The sequence below is a fragment of the Methylobacterium sp. FF17 genome, from assembly GCF_025813715.1.
Taxonomy (GTDB): domain Bacteria; phylum Pseudomonadota; class Alphaproteobacteria; order Rhizobiales; family Beijerinckiaceae; genus Methylobacterium; species Methylobacterium flocculans.
Map to the genome: position 1 here is coordinate 4381395 of NZ_CP107532.1, position 17477 is coordinate 4398871.

17 protein-coding genes are annotated in these 17477 nt (G+C 68.8%); 9 read left to right on the plus strand and 8 right to left on the minus strand.

What is annotated here, in order from left to right; all coding sequences use genetic code 11:
- Nucleotides 1–11: 11 nt before the first annotated feature.
- From OF380_RS21030 to OF380_RS21055, 6 genes are all read right to left on the minus strand, one after another.
- Nucleotides 12–545, minus strand: a complete 534-nt coding sequence (locus tag OF380_RS21030; RefSeq protein ID WP_264047262.1) for an SRPBCC family protein — start codon at nt 543–545, stop codon at nt 12–14.
- 30 nt (nt 546–575) lie between these two features.
- Nucleotides 576–1172, minus strand: coding sequence for a DUF447 domain-containing protein (locus OF380_RS21035; RefSeq protein WP_264047265.1), 597 nt, complete (start codon nt 1170–1172; stop codon nt 576–578).
- A gap of 4 nt (nt 1173–1176) precedes the next feature.
- Nucleotides 1177–2703 (minus strand): DUF6513 domain-containing protein, encoded by a 1527-nt coding sequence (locus OF380_RS21040; protein WP_264051417.1) that lies wholly within the window; start codon nt 2701–2703, stop codon nt 1177–1179.
- Nucleotides 2704–2753: 50 nt separating this feature from the next.
- Nucleotides 2754–3344 carry an amino acid kinase family protein gene (locus OF380_RS21045; RefSeq protein WP_264047266.1) on the minus strand — a complete coding sequence of 197 codons (591 nt, stop codon included), beginning with the start codon at nt 3342–3344 and terminating at the stop codon, nt 2754–2756.
- Nucleotides 3344–4072, minus strand: a complete 729-nt coding sequence (locus OF380_RS21050) for a (5-formylfuran-3-yl)methyl phosphate synthase (protein ID WP_264047268.1) — start codon at nt 4070–4072, stop codon at nt 3344–3346. The genes OF380_RS21045 and OF380_RS21050 overlap by 1 nt, the downstream gene beginning before the upstream one ends.
- 191 nt (nt 4073–4263) lie before the next feature.
- Nucleotides 4264–4788 carry a DUF3280 domain-containing protein gene (locus OF380_RS21055; RefSeq protein ID WP_264047270.1) on the minus strand — a complete coding sequence of 175 codons (525 nt, stop codon included), beginning with the start codon at nt 4786–4788 and terminating at the stop codon, nt 4264–4266.
- A gap of 278 nt (nt 4789–5066) precedes the next feature.
- On the opposite strand from OF380_RS21055, the gene OF380_RS21060 reads away from it, so the two are divergent.
- From OF380_RS21060 to OF380_RS21100, 9 genes are all read left to right on the plus strand, one after another.
- On the plus strand, nt 5067–6287 hold the full coding sequence (locus OF380_RS21060; RefSeq protein WP_264047272.1) for an ABC transporter substrate-binding protein: 1221 nt from the start codon (nt 5067–5069) through the stop codon (nt 6285–6287).
- 195 nt (nt 6288–6482) lie between these two features.
- Nucleotides 6483–7445 (plus strand): YVTN family beta-propeller repeat protein, encoded by a 963-nt coding sequence (locus tag OF380_RS21065; RefSeq protein ID WP_264051418.1) that lies wholly within the window; start codon nt 6483–6485, stop codon nt 7443–7445.
- A 226-nt stretch (nt 7446–7671) separates the two neighbouring features.
- A complete protein-coding gene (locus OF380_RS21070) occupies nt 7672–8106 on the plus strand; it encodes a cupredoxin domain-containing protein (protein WP_404810484.1) in 435 nt (144 codons plus the stop codon).
- A 10-nt stretch (nt 8107–8116) separates the two neighbouring features.
- Nucleotides 8117–8359 carry a hypothetical protein gene (locus OF380_RS21075; RefSeq protein ID WP_264047273.1) on the plus strand — a complete coding sequence of 81 codons (243 nt, stop codon included), beginning with the start codon at nt 8117–8119 and terminating at the stop codon, nt 8357–8359.
- Nucleotides 8356–9093 (plus strand): ABC transporter ATP-binding protein, encoded by a 738-nt coding sequence (locus OF380_RS21080; protein WP_264047275.1) that lies wholly within the window; start codon nt 8356–8358, stop codon nt 9091–9093. Before OF380_RS21075 ends, OF380_RS21080 begins: the two co-directional genes overlap by 4 nt.
- Nucleotides 9090–9992, plus strand: a complete 903-nt coding sequence (locus tag OF380_RS21085) for an ABC transporter permease (protein ID WP_264047278.1) — start codon at nt 9090–9092, stop codon at nt 9990–9992. Before OF380_RS21080 ends, OF380_RS21085 begins: the two co-directional genes overlap by 4 nt.
- On the plus strand, nt 9992–10627 hold the full coding sequence (locus OF380_RS21090) for a hypothetical protein (RefSeq protein ID WP_264047281.1): 636 nt from the start codon (nt 9992–9994) through the stop codon (nt 10625–10627). The genes OF380_RS21085 and OF380_RS21090 overlap by 1 nt, the downstream gene beginning before the upstream one ends.
- A 333-nt stretch (nt 10628–10960) precedes the next feature.
- Nucleotides 10961–13531: a TonB-dependent receptor gene (locus OF380_RS21095; RefSeq protein WP_264047283.1), complete on the plus strand. Its 2571-nt coding sequence runs from the start codon at nt 10961–10963 to the stop codon at nt 13529–13531.
- A 532-nt stretch (nt 13532–14063) separates the two neighbouring features.
- Nucleotides 14064–14423, plus strand: a complete 360-nt coding sequence (locus tag OF380_RS21100) for a hypothetical protein (protein ID WP_264051420.1) — start codon at nt 14064–14066, stop codon at nt 14421–14423.
- Nucleotides 14424–14553: 130 nt separating this feature from the next.
- Here the strand turns inward: OF380_RS21100 and OF380_RS21105 are convergent, their stop codons facing one another.
- Together OF380_RS21105 and OF380_RS21110 are read right to left on the minus strand one after the other, a co-directional pair.
- Complete coding sequence (locus OF380_RS21105; protein WP_264047285.1) at nt 14554–16059, minus strand: undecaprenyl-phosphate glucose phosphotransferase; 1506 nt, start codon at nt 16057–16059, stop codon at nt 14554–14556.
- 55 nt (nt 16060–16114) lie between these two features.
- Complete coding sequence (locus OF380_RS21110; protein ID WP_264051421.1) at nt 16115–17299, minus strand: glycosyltransferase family 4 protein; 1185 nt, start codon at nt 17297–17299, stop codon at nt 16115–16117.
- Nucleotides 17300–17477: the final 178 nt, after the last annotated feature.

Here is a 17477-nt window from a genome sequence, read left to right on the forward strand (position 1 = left end):
CAGAAAAGCGATCAAGAACCGCTCTTCTCGACCTTGGCCTTCAGGGCGTCGAGGCCCGTGCGGTAGAGGCCGCGCACGGCCTTCTGAGAGGCTTCGTCGTTCAGCTCGGGCGGCGGATCGTTGTTCATGTAGCCGCGATAGAACGCGCCGCTCCACGAGACCTTCGATTTGCCACCCTCGTCTTCGACCTTGATGGTGGAGGAGTAGTCGTTCACCGGCAGGGTCTTCACATCGACCTTGGTGATCCGGTACGAATAGCTCTTGGCGTCGGGGGCGTACTTGTACAGCTCTTCGTCCACCGTAGCGCCGCCCTTGAGGGTCAGGGTGCGGGTGGCCTTGACCTCGTTCCCGCCTTTGCCTTCGGTCTTCTCGACCGGGGGCAGCCAGCTCATGTCCTGGAAGTTGGAGATCACGGCCCAGACCTTGTCGGGGGCCGCATTGATTTCCACGGTCTCCTCGACCTTCTTGCGGGTCGGGCCGTGCGCCTGGGCGCCGAACGAGACCAGGGCGAAGGCCGCCACGGTCGTCAGGGTAAGAAACTTCATCGGGTCTTCGTCTCCTCGGGAACGCACATTCTACGGTGCTGGGGGGGAACGTTCGAGGATGCGGTCGTGCCGGCCCAGTGCCGTGGCGACCTTGTCCTCGATCCAGTCCCAGGCCTCGCGCTCGGCGGGCCCGGCGGTCTTTTCGATCGCGATGGCGTGATAGCGCATCTCGGTCAGGATCTTATCCGGCTCCAGCATGTGCAGCCGGGTGGAGAGGATCGCCGCCTCCAGCACCGCAGCTTGCGCCCGGTTGTAGCCGATGAACGGCATGTGCGCTGCGGCATGGACCATCCGTCCCCGGTAGCGCGGTCGCACGGGATCGTCCTCGATCGCCGCCACCTCGAACTCGGCATGACCGAAGCTCTCAGCGAGCCGCCGGCCGGCGATCCGCTCGCAGGGCAGGGTGGCCCAGTCGCGCCGCCCCGTGACGGCGCCGGCGATCACCCGCACGTCGCTGGGGCTGGAGGCGGCGAAGACGGGATTGGCCTCGAGATTGAGGATGGTGGGCGAGGGCCGGAACGGGGCCAGGATCCAGTCCGCCCCGTCCTGGATCAGGCCGAACGGCACCAGGTGGAGCGCGCCGTCGCGGTCGGTCGTGGTCACGACGGTCTCGAGGATCAGCGGCACGGGATCACGCCTTCCCTGCGGGCACGAGCTTGCCGCAGACGATGCGGGCACCCGTATCCGAAGGCACCTCCGAGGTCGCAGCGGCGCGCGCGCCCGCAGCCTCGGGTCCCGTGGTTTCGGGCGCGGCGGCGTCCGCCTCGGCGGGCGTGGCGTCGCGGCGTGCGGTCTCGGCCCCGGCAGGGCCGGAATGCTTCGTGTGTCCGGCCTTCTTGAAGGCGGTGGTGTCCTCCACCTCGGCATCGGCGGCCGCACCCCAGGCCAGGGCCTCGTCCTGCACGTAGCGCTTGCCCAGCCGCCAGGCCGTCTCGGCCTTAATCAGTTCGCCCCCGAGGTAGAAGGCGTGGGCGCCGTCGCTCGCGACATCGAGATCGGGGAAGAAGGCCATCGCGTCGGTGCCGATCGTGTGGACGTCGCGGTTGAACACGTGGATGCCGTCCTCGGCCACGGCGATGCGGTAGTTCGGGTCCTTCACCTCGGCAGCCTGGACCGCGATCTCATCCGGGGTCTGCACATAGGGCCGCTTGTCGTGGAGCGCCAGGAGGCTCCGCCCATAGCCCTTGGGCAGGGCGGCGTCGGCTTTGGCCGCGTACATCACCCGGCGGGCGGCGTCGTGCTCCTCCACGGTGCGGCGGGTGTGGTTCGAAACCTGGACGATGAGCACGTTGCGGATGGCGAGTTCCGAGCACATGCCGACGAGGAGCGCAGTGACGCCGAGGCTGTCGGCCTCCGTCAGTTCCGTGAGGTTGCCGGTACCCATCATCATCTCGATGCCGGGCCAGCGTCGGCGCGTCTCATGATAGCGGGTGATCGATTCCACGAAGCCGAAATGGATCGGCTCCAGGATCGGGTCGGCCATGTAGGGACGCCCCGCCCGCTCCATGCGTTCGATGGCGCGGTCGAGGGAGGGCAGGTCGTCGGGCCGCATCGGCACCAGTACCGGCACCGCATCGGTCTCGAAGGCCAGGTCCAGGGTCTGCTCGTTGAGGCTGAGGAGGTAATCCGCTCCGGCCCTGGCCCCGCGCGTCAGCTCGTCGAGGGAGAAGGAATCGACGCTCACCTTGAGCCCGGCGCCCTTGAGGAGGCGCACGCACTCCTCGAGATGCGGAAAGTCGGTGTCGGGAAGGCCGCCGAGGTCGATCACGTCGGCGCCGCGTCGGGCGAGATCCAGTCCCTTCTTCAGGATCTGCTCGGGCGTCATCTTCGAGGCATCGACGATCTCGGAGAAGATGCGCAGATCGTGGCGGGACAGGTCCACCTTGCGCCCGGCGAGGCCGAGATAGGCCGGCAGATCGACGATCTCGTCGGGGCCGCGCTCCACGGGCAGGCCGAAATGTCGGGCGAGCGCCTCGGGGTTGGCCCGGCAGCGTCCGGGCAGGACGATGCGCGTGGCGCCCTCGGGGATCGTGACCCGGCGGCGGATGATCTCCTCGGTCATCAGGGCGGCGACCTTCACGCCCGCATCCGCGATGCTCCACCCGAAGCGCTCCGGGGGCAGGGCGGCGGCGACCTTTTCGAGGCGTGCGCGCGCCATGCGACCGGTGATGAAGACGAGGTGCTCGGGCGGAAGCGGCTCAGGGCTGCTCACGCGGCGGCCCTCCAGCGGTCGGCGCCGGGGCCGAGGATCTCGATGCGCCCGGCATAGCGCGCCGCGAAGGCCGGAAAGGCGGCGTCCACGAGGCCGATCCGGGCTAGCCCGGCCCAGTCCGCCCCTGCCGGGGCATCGGCGGATTTCACGAGGCGGCACAACGGCGCCTCGACGGCGGTGGCCAGCCAGAGCGCGAGGCTGTCGGAGGTGAGGTCCCAGGTCTCCGGGATGTCCGGATGCCCGGCTTTCAGGGCCACCGGATCCCAGACCGGGATCCGGCCCGCCGCAAGGGTTGTCGCGAGGGCGGCCTCATCAGGGGCCACCACGAGACGGGGCTCCAACGCGTGAAAAACCTCGGCCATGCGGCCCATGGCGTCGAGGGCGAGGCGGTGTGCGAGGGCGTCGGAGAAGCCCAGCGCGCCTTGCGTCGTCCGCACCGCATCGGCGAGGGCACCCCCGCCGGGAACGAGGATGCAGGGCCCTGCCGCGCCCGCCGCCAAGTGCGCGAGCCATGCCCGCAGGCGACCGCCATCTCCGGCAAGGCTGCCGCCGAGCTTGACGACCATGGAGGAGGGGGCGGCCCGCATCAGGCGGCGTCCTGCCGGGCTCGGGCTCGCAGAACGCGCACCGCCTCCGCCACGCGGGCGGGATCGAGGCCGCGCGTGCGGTCGCCCGCCGCGCAGAGGCCGCCGCGAAAGCCGAGGTAATGCGCGCCGAGGGGGGCCAGGCGATCGATGTCCGGAAGCGCCAGCGATCCGGCGAGACCCGAGACGAGCCCGTGGGACCGGCAGGCCTCGACGAAGGCGCCGAGCACCGTCAAAGGCAGGTGGTCGGTGAGCCGGCGCCCGTCCTTGCCGGCGGTGTCGATCATCGCTCCGAGGAAGCCGGCCTGGCTCAGGCGCGGCACGAGGTCGTCCGTGCGGTGATCCTCAGCGAACAGGACCGCGATGAGGCGGCCGGGCGCGGCGGACGCCGCCCGGGCAAGTTCGTCCCCCGTCAAGGCGGGCCGCACCGCCACCTTCACGAAGGCAACGCCCGTGTCGGCCATCGCCTCGATGCAGGGCGCGAGCCCGGCCGGATCGGGTTCTCCCGCCACCGCGCTGGTGAGGGCACGCCCCTCCACCCGCGCCACGATGGCACGGACGTGACCGGGCGACAGGGCACCGAGGGCACCGCGCGACGGATCCTTGGCATCGATGAGATCGACGCCCGCAAGGGCAGCGAGCGCCGCCTCGTCGGCGTCGCGCACGCTCACGAGGAGGCGCGGATCGGTGTCGGCCGGATCGAAGGGCGAGGAAACGCGGGACAGGGACATCAGCACGGGTTTCGGTTGCTCGGGGTCTCGGGGAGACCATCGACGACGCCCGGGTCGGGAAGCGCCGCGCCTGTCGTGGCGCGGCCGGGGCAAATTCGGTTCGGGCTCGGCTTCGCGGCACGCATCCGGGATCCGGGCCTAGAACATGCGCGTGGGATGACGCAAATCCTCGATGTCGTAACGCCGCGCCGTCAGGAGCGGTTCGGCAGGGGCTCGGCCAGGAGCCGGTTCTTGACCACCCAGCGCATGGCGTGCGCCCAGGTGTCATCCGTGTCCGCGCGGATCACCACGCGGCCGCCCCGGATGACCTTGCCGGTGCCGGCCTCCGCGATGGTAACGGTGAGATTGAAGATCTGGTTGGAGCCCTTCTCGACATAGCCGCTGACGGCCAGCTCCGCTCCCAGGGTCTTGGCGATGGCGGCGGCACAGCCGTCGCACTTGTAGAGCGGGGCCTGCTTGGCGATCTCGGCCGCCTGGGGTGCGACGTCGACGGGCTCGACGCTGTCGCCGAGCGCCCTGCGCAGCTCATCCGTCACCAGCCCCAGGCGCCGGACCTCGTCCGGCCGGGCTTTCCGCCCGCCGACAACGCCGGGATCGAACAGTTCGACGCCGAAGATCGCAGCCTTTTCCGGCGCGGCGGAGGCCGGTGCGGCGAGGACACTCGCTGCGAGCGCGGCGCCGAGCCCGAGACGGAAGCGGACCGGAGACGGGGCCATGGGCAAAGCTCTCCGCTGGAGGTCGTGACGAAGGGGACCATGGGAACGCGCCGGCGGGCCTCACGATCCCGCCGCTTCCAACCGATCCGCGAGATCTGCCCGGAAACGCCGTGGCGCGCAAATCGTCCCGTGCCACCCCAATCGTCCATGCCCCTGACTCAGGACGCGCGCGGCCGGCCCGAGGTTTCTGTGCCGCCCTCTCGCAATCCCATCCTCATGGATCTCTTATGACTCGGCGATTGAGCGGCCCGGCGCAATGTTGTTAGCCTGCCCGCCACATGCCCAATCCCGCGCGCCTCCTCCTCGTCCCGCTCGCCCTCGGCCTCGGGCTGTGCGGATCCGTCCCGGCCTCGGCGCAGGACGCTGCGCCGCCCGCCGCGATCCCCCCGAGCGAGACGCGAATCGGGATGATCTATCGGCCCGAGCCCGCGCCCTCCTCCTACGACGCGGAGGCAATTCCCGAGGACGAGGGCGTGGCGGGCGCGCGGATGGCGGTCAAGGACAACAACAACACCGGCCGCTTCACCAGGCAGACCTACCTGCTCGAGGAGGTCGCCCTCGCGGGCGAAAAATCCGCCGGCGAAGCGGCCCGCGACCTCGCCGGGCGGGGCATCCGCTACCTCGTGGTGGCACTGCCGGCCGCCGACCTGCTCGCCGTCGCGGATGCGGTGAAGGGGCAGGGCGTCACGGTCTTCAACGTCGCGGCTCCCGACGACCGCCTGCGCGGGGCCGATTGCCGGCGCAACGTGTTCCACGTCATCCCCAGCCGGGCGATGCAGACCGATGCCCTGGCGCAATTCTTCACCCTGATGCGCTGGCGCAAGATGTTCCTCATCGTCGGGCCGGGGGAGAACGACCGGCTCTACGCGGACGCCTTCCGGAACTCCGCCAAAAAATTCGCCCTGAAGATCAACGCGGAGAAGCCCTGGACCTTCGGGCCCCTTGCCAAGGCGCGCGGCGACACGCCGACCCGTTCCGAGGCGATGGTCTTCACGCGGGGGCTCGACTACGACATCGCCGTCGTGGCGGACGAGGCGGGAGACTGGGGCGACTACGTCCCCTTCCGGACCGTCGATCCGCGTCCGGTGGCCGGTACGCAGGGGCTCATCGCCGCGACCTGGCATCCGACCCTGGAGACTTGGGGCGCGGCCCAGGCCCAGAACCGGTTCCGGCGCCAGTCGGGGCGGCTGATGCGCCCCCTCGACTACCAGGCTTGGGCGGCGGTGCGCTCGGTGGGCGAGGCCGCCACGCAGAAACGGACGGCCGATCCGGGTGTGCTCGCCCCCTTCTTCGCCGATCCGGCCTTCAGCCTGCCGGCCTACAAGGGCGTGTCGCTGACCTATCGTCCCTGGGACCATCAGCTGCGCCAGCCGGTCATCGTGGTGCAGCCTAAAGCCATGGTCTCGGTCGCACCCGAGCAGGGTTTCACCCACCAGCGAACGCCCCTGGACACCCTCGGCATCGACCTGCCGGAAACCGCCTGCAAGTTTCCCGACTGACCCCGTCACGTTCGCGCGAGGTCCGGCTCGGCCGGATCACCTGCGGCAACACGGTCCCCCGCCCGCTTGCAGTCGCGCGCTCCCCGTGAGACGGGGCTGCACTATAGTAACGCCCATCCAATCGCGCACGAGACAGCGATGGCCCCGAGGAGGAACCCCATGAGCCGCGGCTTCAGGGCAGGCGCGTCCGGAACGATGCTGACGCTGGCGATGCTCGCCGGAACGACGCTCGGTGCCGCGCAGGCGCAGGCCTACACGGTCTATGTCACGAACGAGAAGGGCAACTCGGTCAGCGTCATCGACACCGAGACGCTCGCCGTGACCGGGACCTGGAAGGTCGGCCGGCGTCCGCGGGGCGTCACCACCAGCAAGGACGGCAAGGAACTGTTCGTCTGCGCCAGCGACGACGACCGCATCGATGTGCTCGACTCCGCAACCGGCAAGGTGGTGCGCTCCCTGCGCTCGGGCCCCGACCCCGAGCAGTTCATCCTCGGACCGACCGGCAACCTGCTCTACGTCGCCAACGAGGACGACAGCCAGGTCACGGTCATCGACATCGAGAAGAACAAGGTCATGGCCGAGGTGCCGGTGGGCGTCGAGCCCGAGGGGATGGGCCTGTCACCGGACGGCAGGATCCTGGTGAACACCTCCGAGACCACCAACATGGCCCACTTCATCGACACCACGACCTTCGCGGTGATCGACAACGTGCTGGTGGATGCCCGCCCGCGCTTTGCCGAGTTTACGGCGGACGGAAAGTTCCTCTGGGTCTCGGCGGAGGTCGGCGGCACCATCAGCGTGATCGACGTGGCCGCGCGCCGCGTGGTCAAGAAGATCACCTTCAAGATTCCGAGCGTGAACGACGAGGCGATCCAGCCCGTCGGCATCCGCATCACCAAGGATGGCGCCAAGGCCTTCGTGGCCCTCGGGCCCGCCAACCGCATCGCGGTGATCGACGCGAAATCCTACGCGGTGGAGAAGTACCTGCCCGTGGGCCAGCGCGTCTGGCAGCTCGCCTTCACGCCGGACCAGAAGCTGCTGTTCTCCACCAACGGCTCCTCCAACGACATCTCGGTGGTCGATGTGGCGGCCGAGAAGGTGGTGAAGAGCATTCCCGTGGGGCTGCTGCCCTGGGGCGTCGCGGTCTCGCCGAACTAGGCGCGTTCCTCTCCCCAGCGGATCTCGGGCAAGCCCGTGATCCGTCCGGCTTGTGAGGAGAGGTTCGGAGTGGGGGTGGTTCCGCCGGCCTCCGCACCTTGAGGGCCGCCCGACCACCCCCACCTCCGACTCCGCCCCACAAGGGGGCGGAGGGCCCCACGAGATCGAAAGCGACGACCGCCCCACGGCGGCACCGCCCCAGGGCGGCGAACGGGAGGATGACGACATGAAGCGGACGATGCGGCTCACCGCGCTCGCCCTGGTGGCCGTTCTGGCCACGGGAACGGCCTACGCCCTCGACCTGACGAAGAAGCGCCAGAACCTGCCCGACCTCGTGCTCGGCAACGAGGAGGGCAACGACTTCGTCGTGGAGAACCGGGAGATCGAACTCGAATCCGGCAAGGCCTACCGGCTGCGCATCGTCGCCAAGGGCCGTCAGGAGTACAAGTTCTACGCCACCGAGTTCTTCCGCAACGTCTGGTTCAACCAGATCGTTATCCAGCACTTGGAGATCCACGGCAGCGGGCCGCCGGACCACCTCGAATTCGATGATCCCGGCGAGATCGCCATCGAGTTCGTGACCATCAAGCCCGGCGAATATGCCTGGTCCGTGCATGGCCTCGAGTCCAAGGGCATGACCGGCAAGTTCATCGTGAAGTAGGAGCGGTTCGATGCGCGTGAGCCTCCTCGCCCTCGCCACCTTGGTGGCGATGTCCCCGGCCCGGGCCGACGACAAGGCCGCCTGCCTCGACGGGATCGCGATGATCCGGGCCGAACTCGCCAAGCCTGCCCCGGAGACGGCCCTGCCCAAGCTGAAGAAGGCCCTGCGGGTGGCCGAGCGGGAGTTGGGAGAGGGCGAGTTCGACGAGTGCCTGGACGCGGTGGGCGATGCCCGCCGGGCGCTCAAGCCATGAGCGCTGCCCTCGAAGTCGCCAATGTCAGCCATCGCTTCGGCGCGCGGGCCGCCCTGTCGGACGTCTCGCTCACCGTGGCGCGGGGGCGGTTCACCGCCCTGCTCGGACCGAACGGGGCCGGCAAGACAACCCTGTTCTCGGTGATCACCCGGCTCTATTCGAACCAGGACGGCCGGGTCTCGATCCTCGGCCACGCCCTCGACCGGGAACCGAGCCGGGCGCTGGCCCGTCTCGGCGTGGTGTTCCAGGCCCGAACCCTCGATACCGACCTCACCGTGGCGCAGAACCTCCTGTACCACGCCAGCCTGCACGGCATCGCCCGCCGCGCCGCCAAGGCGCGGATCGCCGCGCTCCTCGACCGCGTGGGCCTCGCCGACCGGCGCGACGACAAGGTCCGGACCCTCTCGGGCGGGCAGGCCCGCCGCATCGAGATCGCGCGCTCCCTGGTCCACGAACCCCGCCTCCTGCTCCTCGACGAGCCCACCGTCGGCCTCGACCTCGAATCGCGTGCCGACATCGTCGCCATCGTCCGCGCCCTGGTGCGGGAGGAGGGATTGTCGGTGCTCTGGGCCACGCACATCTTCGAGGAGATCGACCCAGGCGACGACGCGGTCGTGCTGCACCGGGGCCGCATCGTCGCCCGCGGAACCGCCGGATCCATCGCGCGGGGCGACGAGACCCTGGAGGCGGCCTTCCGCCGCCTCGTTGCCGAACCCGCACGGCAGGCTGCATGAGCACGCATCCGACCACCGGCGCGACCCCGCGCCCGCTCGGCGCCGCCCCGGCGGAGGCGGCGGTGCCCCATCTCGGGCGTCTCGATGCGATCGGCTACCTGATCTGCCTCGGCGGCATCGTGCGTCGTGAATTGCTGCGCTTCTTCAACCAGAAGGAGCGCTTCTTCTCGGCCCTGGTGCGCCCCCTCGTCTGGCTGTTCATCTTCGCGGCGGGCTTCCGCAACACCCTCGGCGTCTCCATCGAGCCGCCCTACCAGACCTACGTGCTCTACGAGGTCTACGTGGTGCCCGGCCTCGCGGTGATGATCCAGCTCTTCAACGGCATGCAATCCTCGCTCTCGATGGTCTACGACCGCGAGGTCGGCTCCATGAAGGTGCTGCTGACCAGCCCCTATCCGCGCTGGCTGCTGCTGCTGGCAAAGCTCGTCGCGGGCGTCACCGTCTCGGTGGTGCAGGCCTACGCGTTCCTCGCGATCGCCTGGTTCTGGGAACTCGACATCCCGGCGCTCGGCTACCTCGCGGCGCTGCCGGCCTTCATCGCCTCGGGGCTGATGCTCGGCGCCATCGGGCTGCTCCTGTCCTCCATGGTCAAGCAGCTCGAGAATTTCGCCAGCGTGATGAACTTCGTGATCTTCCCGATGTTCTTCGCCTCGTCCGCGCTCTATCCGCTCTGGCGGATCCGCGAATCCTCAGAAACGCTGTACTGGATCTGCCAGCTCAACCCCTTCTCCCACGCTGTGCAACTCGTGCGCTTCGCCCTCTACGGGCAGTTCGCGCCAATCGCCTGCGCGGTGGTCGTGGGCACCACCCTCGCCTTCTTCACCCTCGCCGTCGTCGCCTACGATCCCGGCCGTGGCATCATGGCCCGGCGCGGTGGCCCGGCCGGAGATAACGCCTGATGGTCCTGTCCCTGAACCCCGCCCGTGCGCTCGCGGGCCTCGCCCTCCTCGGCCTCGGTGCCGGCCCAGCCCTCGCCCAGCCCAAGGGCGATCCCGATTGGCCCTGCGTCCAGCGCAAGGTCTCGACCTTGAGCCCCGGCACAGTCTGGACCGGGCCGGATCTTGAGGCCGCTGGCCCCTGGGGCGACGATTTCGAGGCCGCGGCCCTTGCCCAGAAGATCGCCTCGCGCCGCACCGCCCTGTCGGAGGTCGACCCGCTCCTCGACGATTTCGTGGCCAAGGCGGGCGCCGAGAAGGAGAAGCGCCTCACCCGCGTCTTCGCCGGCGTGTTTGAGGTCATCAACGGTGAGCGCAGCAAGGTCATCGCGGGCATCGGCCGCTACGCACAGGGTCAGCGCCGCATGGCCGAGCGTATCCGCGAGGAGGCCGACCAGATCAGCGCCACCAAGGACGCGCCGAGCGCGCAGGATGCCCGCGACATTCCCAAGGACGCCTCGGAGTTGGAGACCAAGTTCACCTGGGACCGGCGCATCTTCCAGGAGCGCAGCCAGTCCCTGACTTATGTCTGCGAGGTGCCCACCCTGCTGGAACAGCGCCTCGGCGAGGTCGCCCGCCGCATCCAGGCCCGGCTCTAGGCGGGCTAGGCGCAAGGGGCTCCCAGTACGGCGAGCCCCGGCGTCGCAGCAGAAATCTCGCTTCACTGAAGTGTCGGCCTGCCCGCGCGAACCGGCTCAGCACCCGGAAAGGCATTGCCACTTTATCCCGAACCGCTTGCCGGAACGTCCTTAAGTCCCTGAAATAAAGCGATAAAATGTTGCTGCTGCGCCACGACGGCAGACGAAGATTGATGCGATAGGGCTCCAACGCTGAATATGTGCCGGTCCCCGATTGTCGTTCAATGACGATCCTCGCAAGGATGCATTCGACAAGCCCCCGAGAACGAGGGGCGGAAGATCGAGGGTCTGGGGATGACGAAGCGGACGCTGCGAGGCAGCCTGCTCTTTTCTGTGGCTTTGGTGCCGGGTGCCGCCCTGGCACAGGGCGCGGGCGGGCAGCAGGCGGTGAGCTTGAGCGAACTCAGCGTCGTGGCGACCACCCCTGTCGGCGCGGGGGGAAGCTCGCTCAGCCGTGATCCCGTCGTGACGGCGCCCTTCGGTCAGGTTCCGGTGTCGGCCGAGCCGCGCCTGCGCGGCGGTGCGCAGCCCCTCTACAAGATCCCGAGCACCGTCGAGACGGTCACGGCGGCCGATCTCGACATCGATCGCGGCACCTTCAATGCGGTCGCCACGCTGGCGCGTCGGACACCGGGCCTCAACCTGTCCGACTCGCAGGGCAACAACAACCGCCTCGACATCAACTATCGCGGCTTCCAGGCCTCGCCGGTGACTGGCGTGCCCCAGGGCCTGGCCGTGTACCAGAACGGCGTGCGCATCAACGAAGCGTTCGGCGACACGGTCAACCTCGACCTAATTCCGCCCTCGGCGATCCAGCGCATCGACGTGGTCACGAGCAACCCGGTCTTCGGCCTCAACGCCCTGGGCGGGGCGATCAACATCCAGATGAAGAACGGCTTCACCTGGCAGGGGGCCGAGGTTACCGCGCTCGGCGGTTCGGATGGCCGCGTGGCCGGCGGCCTCGAATACGGCAAGATGATCGGGCCGTGGAGCTTCTACTTCAACGGCGACGGCCTCAACGACCGGGGCTGGCGCTTCCAGTCGCCCAGCACGATCGGCCGCATCTACACCGACCTCGGCTACCGCACCCCCGATTCCGAGTTCCACCTGATCGGGAACTTCGCCCGGACGTTCTTCGGTGCCGCCGCCGCGACGCCGGTCGACTTCACCCATGCCGATCCGCGGGCGATCTTCACCTATCCGCAGACCACCACCACCCAACTCGGAACCCTGCAGCTCACCGGCCGGGTCGACATCTCGCCGACCTGGGATCTCGCCGGCAACGCCTATTTCCGCCGCTTCAGCCAGCAATACATCGACGGCAACGACGCCGAGTTCGAGCGTTGCGGCAATTCCTGCACGACGCCCAACGCCCTGCGCTTCGACGATGACGGTTTCCCCGAAAGCGTGACGTCCGATCAGCTCCGAATCCGCGGCGCCAACGGGCAGTTGATCCCGTTCACGCGCGAGGCCGGACTCACGCGCGGCGTCCCCTACGGGACGCTCGACGTGACACGGACGGAAGCGACCGGTTACGGGGGCTCGCTCCAGGCCGCCAACCGCGACCGGATCTTCGGCTTCGGCAACAGCTTCGTCGTCGGCGGCAGCATCGATGTCGCGGATTACAGCTACAAGTCGTCGAGCACGCTGGGCATCATCAACCCCGACCTGTCCGTCACCACGAACCCGAACAACCCGACCTATGGATTGGTCCCAGGTCTCGGCGCCAACCAACTGCGCACGGACGCCGCGCTCGGTATCGCACCGAGTTCGGTGATCGGCTCGAACCTCTACATGGGCGTTTACGCCACGGATACGATCGACCTCACCGACGCGCTCTCGCTCACGGCGGGTGCCCGCCTGAACTTCGCGCGCGTCTCCACCACCGACCAGACCGGCTTCTCGCCGGACGTCAACGGCACGCACTACTTCACGAAGGTGAACCCGCTGGCGGGCCTGACCTATCGGTTCACGCCCGGCCTCTCGCTCTTCGGCAGCTACTCCGAGTCGAATCGCGCCCCGACCCCGCTGGAACTGGCCTGCGCGAATCCCGAGCGGCCCTGCCTCCTGCCGAACTCGTTGGTCGCCGACCCGCCGCTGAAGCAAGTCACCGCCCAGAACTACGAGGTCGGCATCCGGGGCGCGATCCCGAACTTCTATGACGGCGGTCTGCTCACCTATAAGGTCAGCGCCTTCCGCAACGACCTCACCAACGACATCCTGCAGCTCGCGACCCCCGGCAATGCGGCGCGCGGCTACTTCGTCAACGTTCCGGCAACCCGGCGCCAGGGCATCGAGGTCGGCGGCGAGTACAGCCGCGGCGACCTCTCGGTCTACGCGAACTATGCCCTGATCGACGCGACCTTCCGGTTCACGGGAACCCTATCCTCGCCGAACAACCCCTTCGCCACGGAGGACGCTGACGGCAACCCGGGAGAGATCCTGGTGACGCCCCGCAAGCAGGTCCCCCTGATCCCCAACCATCAGTTCAAGGTCGGCTTCGAGTACACGGTCCTGCCGGGCTGGCGGTTCGGCATGAACCTGCAGGCCTTCTCCTCGTCCTACTTCCGAGGCGATGAGTCGAACCTCAACCGCAAGCTGCCCCCGTACTACGTGCTGGGTCTCAACACGAGCTACCAGATCACGCCGAACCTCCAGGTCTTCGGCCTGATCACCAACCTCACCAACAACCGCTACACCACGTTCGGCACCTTCTTCGAGCCGGGTCTCGTCGCCAACCGCTACCCGGTCAGCGACGTGCGCACGACGACGCTCGCTCAACCGCTGTCGATCTATGGCGGCCTGCGCTACGCCTTCGGTCCGGACCCCGTGCCGATGGCCGAGCCGATCATCCGCAAGTACTGATCGGGTTTCCGTTCGATCCGCGCGGCGCCAAGCCCCCAACACCAAGCCCCCGGCGCAAACTCCCCCGGCAACCGAGTCCGGCGGGGTCGGACAGACGCACCGGCAAATGACCAACAAGAGCGGCGCGGATCCCAGGATCCGCGCCGCTCTTCGTTCGTCAGGGGGCTGTTCGGTGAGACGGTCGGCGACCTGCCCTCACGAAGCGGAATGTGCATCCATGTCGTCTCTCCTGTCCGCCGTCATCGCTGCCGATGTCGCTGCCTTCGACCTCGACAGGGGCAGCCCGCCGGATGCGAAGGAATCCGAACGCCCGCCTCACGGCGGCCGAACCCAAGGCTGCCGACCCGGACGGCGATCCCCCCTCGGCAGGAAGGAATATCTCGCCGTTGCGGCCACGCGCTTTAAAGCCGCAGACCCGGATACCGGGGGACCCTCGATGCGAAGGAACTCTCTTCACCCGCCGGCGCTTCTCTGGCGACCCTGCTGAAACAGGCTGTCCCCCGAGGGCAGCCGCCCCTTCGGAGAGCCCATGATACGGATCAGACTCGTCCTGCCGGCCGCCCTCGTGATGCTCGGCGCCGCTGGCCCCGTCCTCGCCTCCTCATGCGCGGAGCAGATCGCCACGATCGAGCGTCGCCTCGACAGCGCGGGTGCCGAGCAGGTCACCGGCAAGGAGCCGCCCGGAGGCCCGACCTCTTCGCACTCGGACAAGGCCCTCGCCCAGCCGCCGAAGGTGAAGCCGACCGATCCGTCGACGACGGCCAGCGCCGGTGGCGTCTCGGAAGCGCGCGACCTGATCAAGAAGGCCCGCGCGCAGGACAAGGCCGGCGACATGAAGGGCTGCGAGGACACGATGACCGAGGCCAAGAAGAAGGCCGGCGCCCTGCCGTAGGCCCGAGCAGACCTGCCCTCCTCACGGGCCGGATATCGACATGGAAAGGGCCGCGTCCATCCCCGGACGCGGCCCTTTCCATGTCGGGAGCACTTGTTTGCTGGCAGCTCAGGCGGGCCGCCGAAGCCGATCAGTAAGCATTCTTGGTCCGGAACAGCGAGACGGGGGTCGAGAGCATGATCCGGATGTCGAAGAGGATCGACCAGTTCTCGATGTAATGCAGGTCGTGGTCGACGCGCTTCTGGATCTTGTCGCTGGTATCGGTTTCGCCGCGCCAGCCGTTGACCTGGGCCCAGCCGGTGATGCCGGGTTTGACCCTGTGGCGGGCGAAGTAGCCGTCCACGACCTGATCGTAGAGGGTGTTGGCGGCCTTGGCCTGGAGAGCGTGGGGCCGGGGGCCGACCAGGGAGAGTTCGCCCTTGATGACGTTGAAGAGCTGCGGCAGCTCGTCGAGCGAGGTCTTGCGGATGAACCGGCCCACGGGCGTGACGCGGGGATCGTCGCGGGTCACCAGCTTGGCCGCGCCGGCATCGCTCTGGTTGACGTACATGGAGCGGAACTTGAAGACTTCGATCAGCTCGTTGTTGAAGCCATAGCGCTTCTGGCGGAACAGCACCGGCCCCGGCGAGGTCAGGCGCACGGCAAGCGCGACACCGAGCATGACAGGGGACAGGGCGAGTAGCATCGCCAGGCCGACCACGCGGTCGAAGACGCTCTTGGTCACGATGTCCCAGTCGGCCATCGGCTTGTCGAAGACGTCGAGCACCGGCACGCTTCCGAGATAGGAATAGGCACGGGGGCGCAGGCGGAGCTTCGAGGCCTGCGCCGAGAGGCGGATGTCGATCGGCAGGACCCAGAGCTTGGCCAGCATCTGCAGGATGCGGTCCTCGGCACTGATGGGGATCGTGACGATGATGAGGTCGATGCGCGTGTTGCGGGCATAGGCGACGAGGTCGCTCACGGTGCCGAGCTTCGGGTAGCCGGCCACCACGGTGTCGGAGCGGGTGTCGCCGCGATCGTCGAACACGCCGACGATGCGGACACCGGAATCGGTTTGCGCGTCCAGCGCCCGGATCAGTTCCTCGGCCACGACTCCGCCGCCGACGATGGCGGTTCGCCGATCGAAATGGCCCCGCTGCATCTGCGTCGCGATGAGCCACGCCACGGCGGAGCGCTCGACCATGAGGGCGGCGAGCCCGCCGGCGAAAAAGCTCGCGAGCCAGATGCGGGAATAGTGATCCGCGATCTTGGCAAAGACCATGACGGTGGCGACGATCAGGAAGGCGAGGGCCCAGGCCCCGGCCAGGCGCAGCATCGAGCTCTTCAGCGTGCGCAGGGCCGTGATCCGATAGGCGCCCCCGGCCTGGATCAGGAACACCGCGAGCGCTGCGGCACCGAGCGTGGCCACGAGGTACTGGGGCGCGAGCGGCACGATCCCGGCGAGTTCGGCCTGATGGATTCCGACGCCGGTCAGGGCGATCAGCAGGAATTCGGCGACCCGGACGCAGCCGGCCAGCACCACCGGCGACAGGAGGGCCGGCGGGGTGTGCGCCGGGCTCCCGGCGAGGGGCAGGGCGGTCGCTTGGCCGGTTCGCTCGGCCGCATCCAGCAGGTCACGGACATCGAAGGCGCTCATGGCAGGCTTCCGGGTTTCAGGCACGCACGGATCGAGGGGTTGGGGCGGGAACCGGTCACGGCATCGTCGAGGCGATCGCCGGGCGGGCAGCCTCGGCCCGGGCGCGCAGGGCCGCGGCGTAGCCGGAGAGCACGTCGGAACCCATCCGTGTCATCGAGAAGCGCGCCTTGACCGAGGCCGCGAGCGCTTCGAAGCGCAGGCGGGTGGTTTCGGGATCCGCATCGAGGATCTTCGTGATGGCGTCGGCGAGCGCCTTCCCGTCGCGGGATGGGACGAGCTGAGAGGCGGCAGGTCCGAAGATCTCAGGGATCCCGCCCACGTTGGTCGCGACCAGGGGCTGGCAGGCGGCGGCGGCTTCGAGCACCACGTAAGGCAGGGATTCGGCGAGCGACGGCACCACCATGATGCGCCCGCGGGCCAGCACCGCGCGGATCGCCTGGGGCGGCTCGAACGCCACCGCTTCGCCGAGCCCCATCTCCACCACGCGGGCGGCGAGGAGGTCCGCATCGGGGCCCGAGCCCACCATGAGGAGGCGCAAGGGATATCCCGCGGCGCGCAGGCGCAGGAGCGCATCGAGGAGGAAGGGCACGCCCTTCGCGTCGCGCAACTCGCCGATATAGAGCAGGTCGTAGCGGTCCTCGGCCGGGATCACGGGGGCGAATTCGGCATCGGCGATCCCGTTATGGACGATACGGGTGATGCGGTACGGGTCGCCCGCATAGGCCCGGTGCCGGCCGGCCACGTACTCGCTCTCGAAGAGGAACACGTCCGTTCGCAGGGCGAGACCCCGCTCGATGCTCATGTAGAGGCGATGGCTCAGGGTGCCGGGCTTGTAGTTGTAGCTGCCCCCGTGAGGGGTGTAGGCGCGGATCGGATCCACGCCCCGTACCACCGCGAGGCGGGCATAGACGCCGCCCTTGGCGCCGTGGCCATGGAGCACCGTCGCGCCGACCGCCTCGGCATGGCGCGAGACGGCACGTAGGGTGAGGAAGTCGGAGGGGTGCGGATTGCGTCGCATCGGCAATCGGGTGATGCCCAGCGCGAGACAGGGCGCCAAGTCGGCCAGGGCCCGGGCGGCGCGCTCGCCACCGGTGGAGGCATCGCAGACGAGGCCGACCTGATGCCCGGTCGAGGCCTGAATGCGAGCGAGATCGAGCACATGCCGGAAGAGGCCGCCGACCGGCGCGCGGAACACGTGCAGGATGCGCTGCTCGGTCGGGCCGCCCACAGCGGCGTTCAGGACTGGGACGGAGCGGCTCGAATCGGTGAGGCCGGGGGCGAACGCACGCACGACAGGGAACTCCAAGCGACGGGGCGCGAGCGTCTGGGACGCTCGGCCGTTGCTTGACCCTGAGGCCGGAGAGATGGGCGGATCGTTAAGGCAGCCGCGCGAGGCGCGCACGGACACGGCGCCGGCG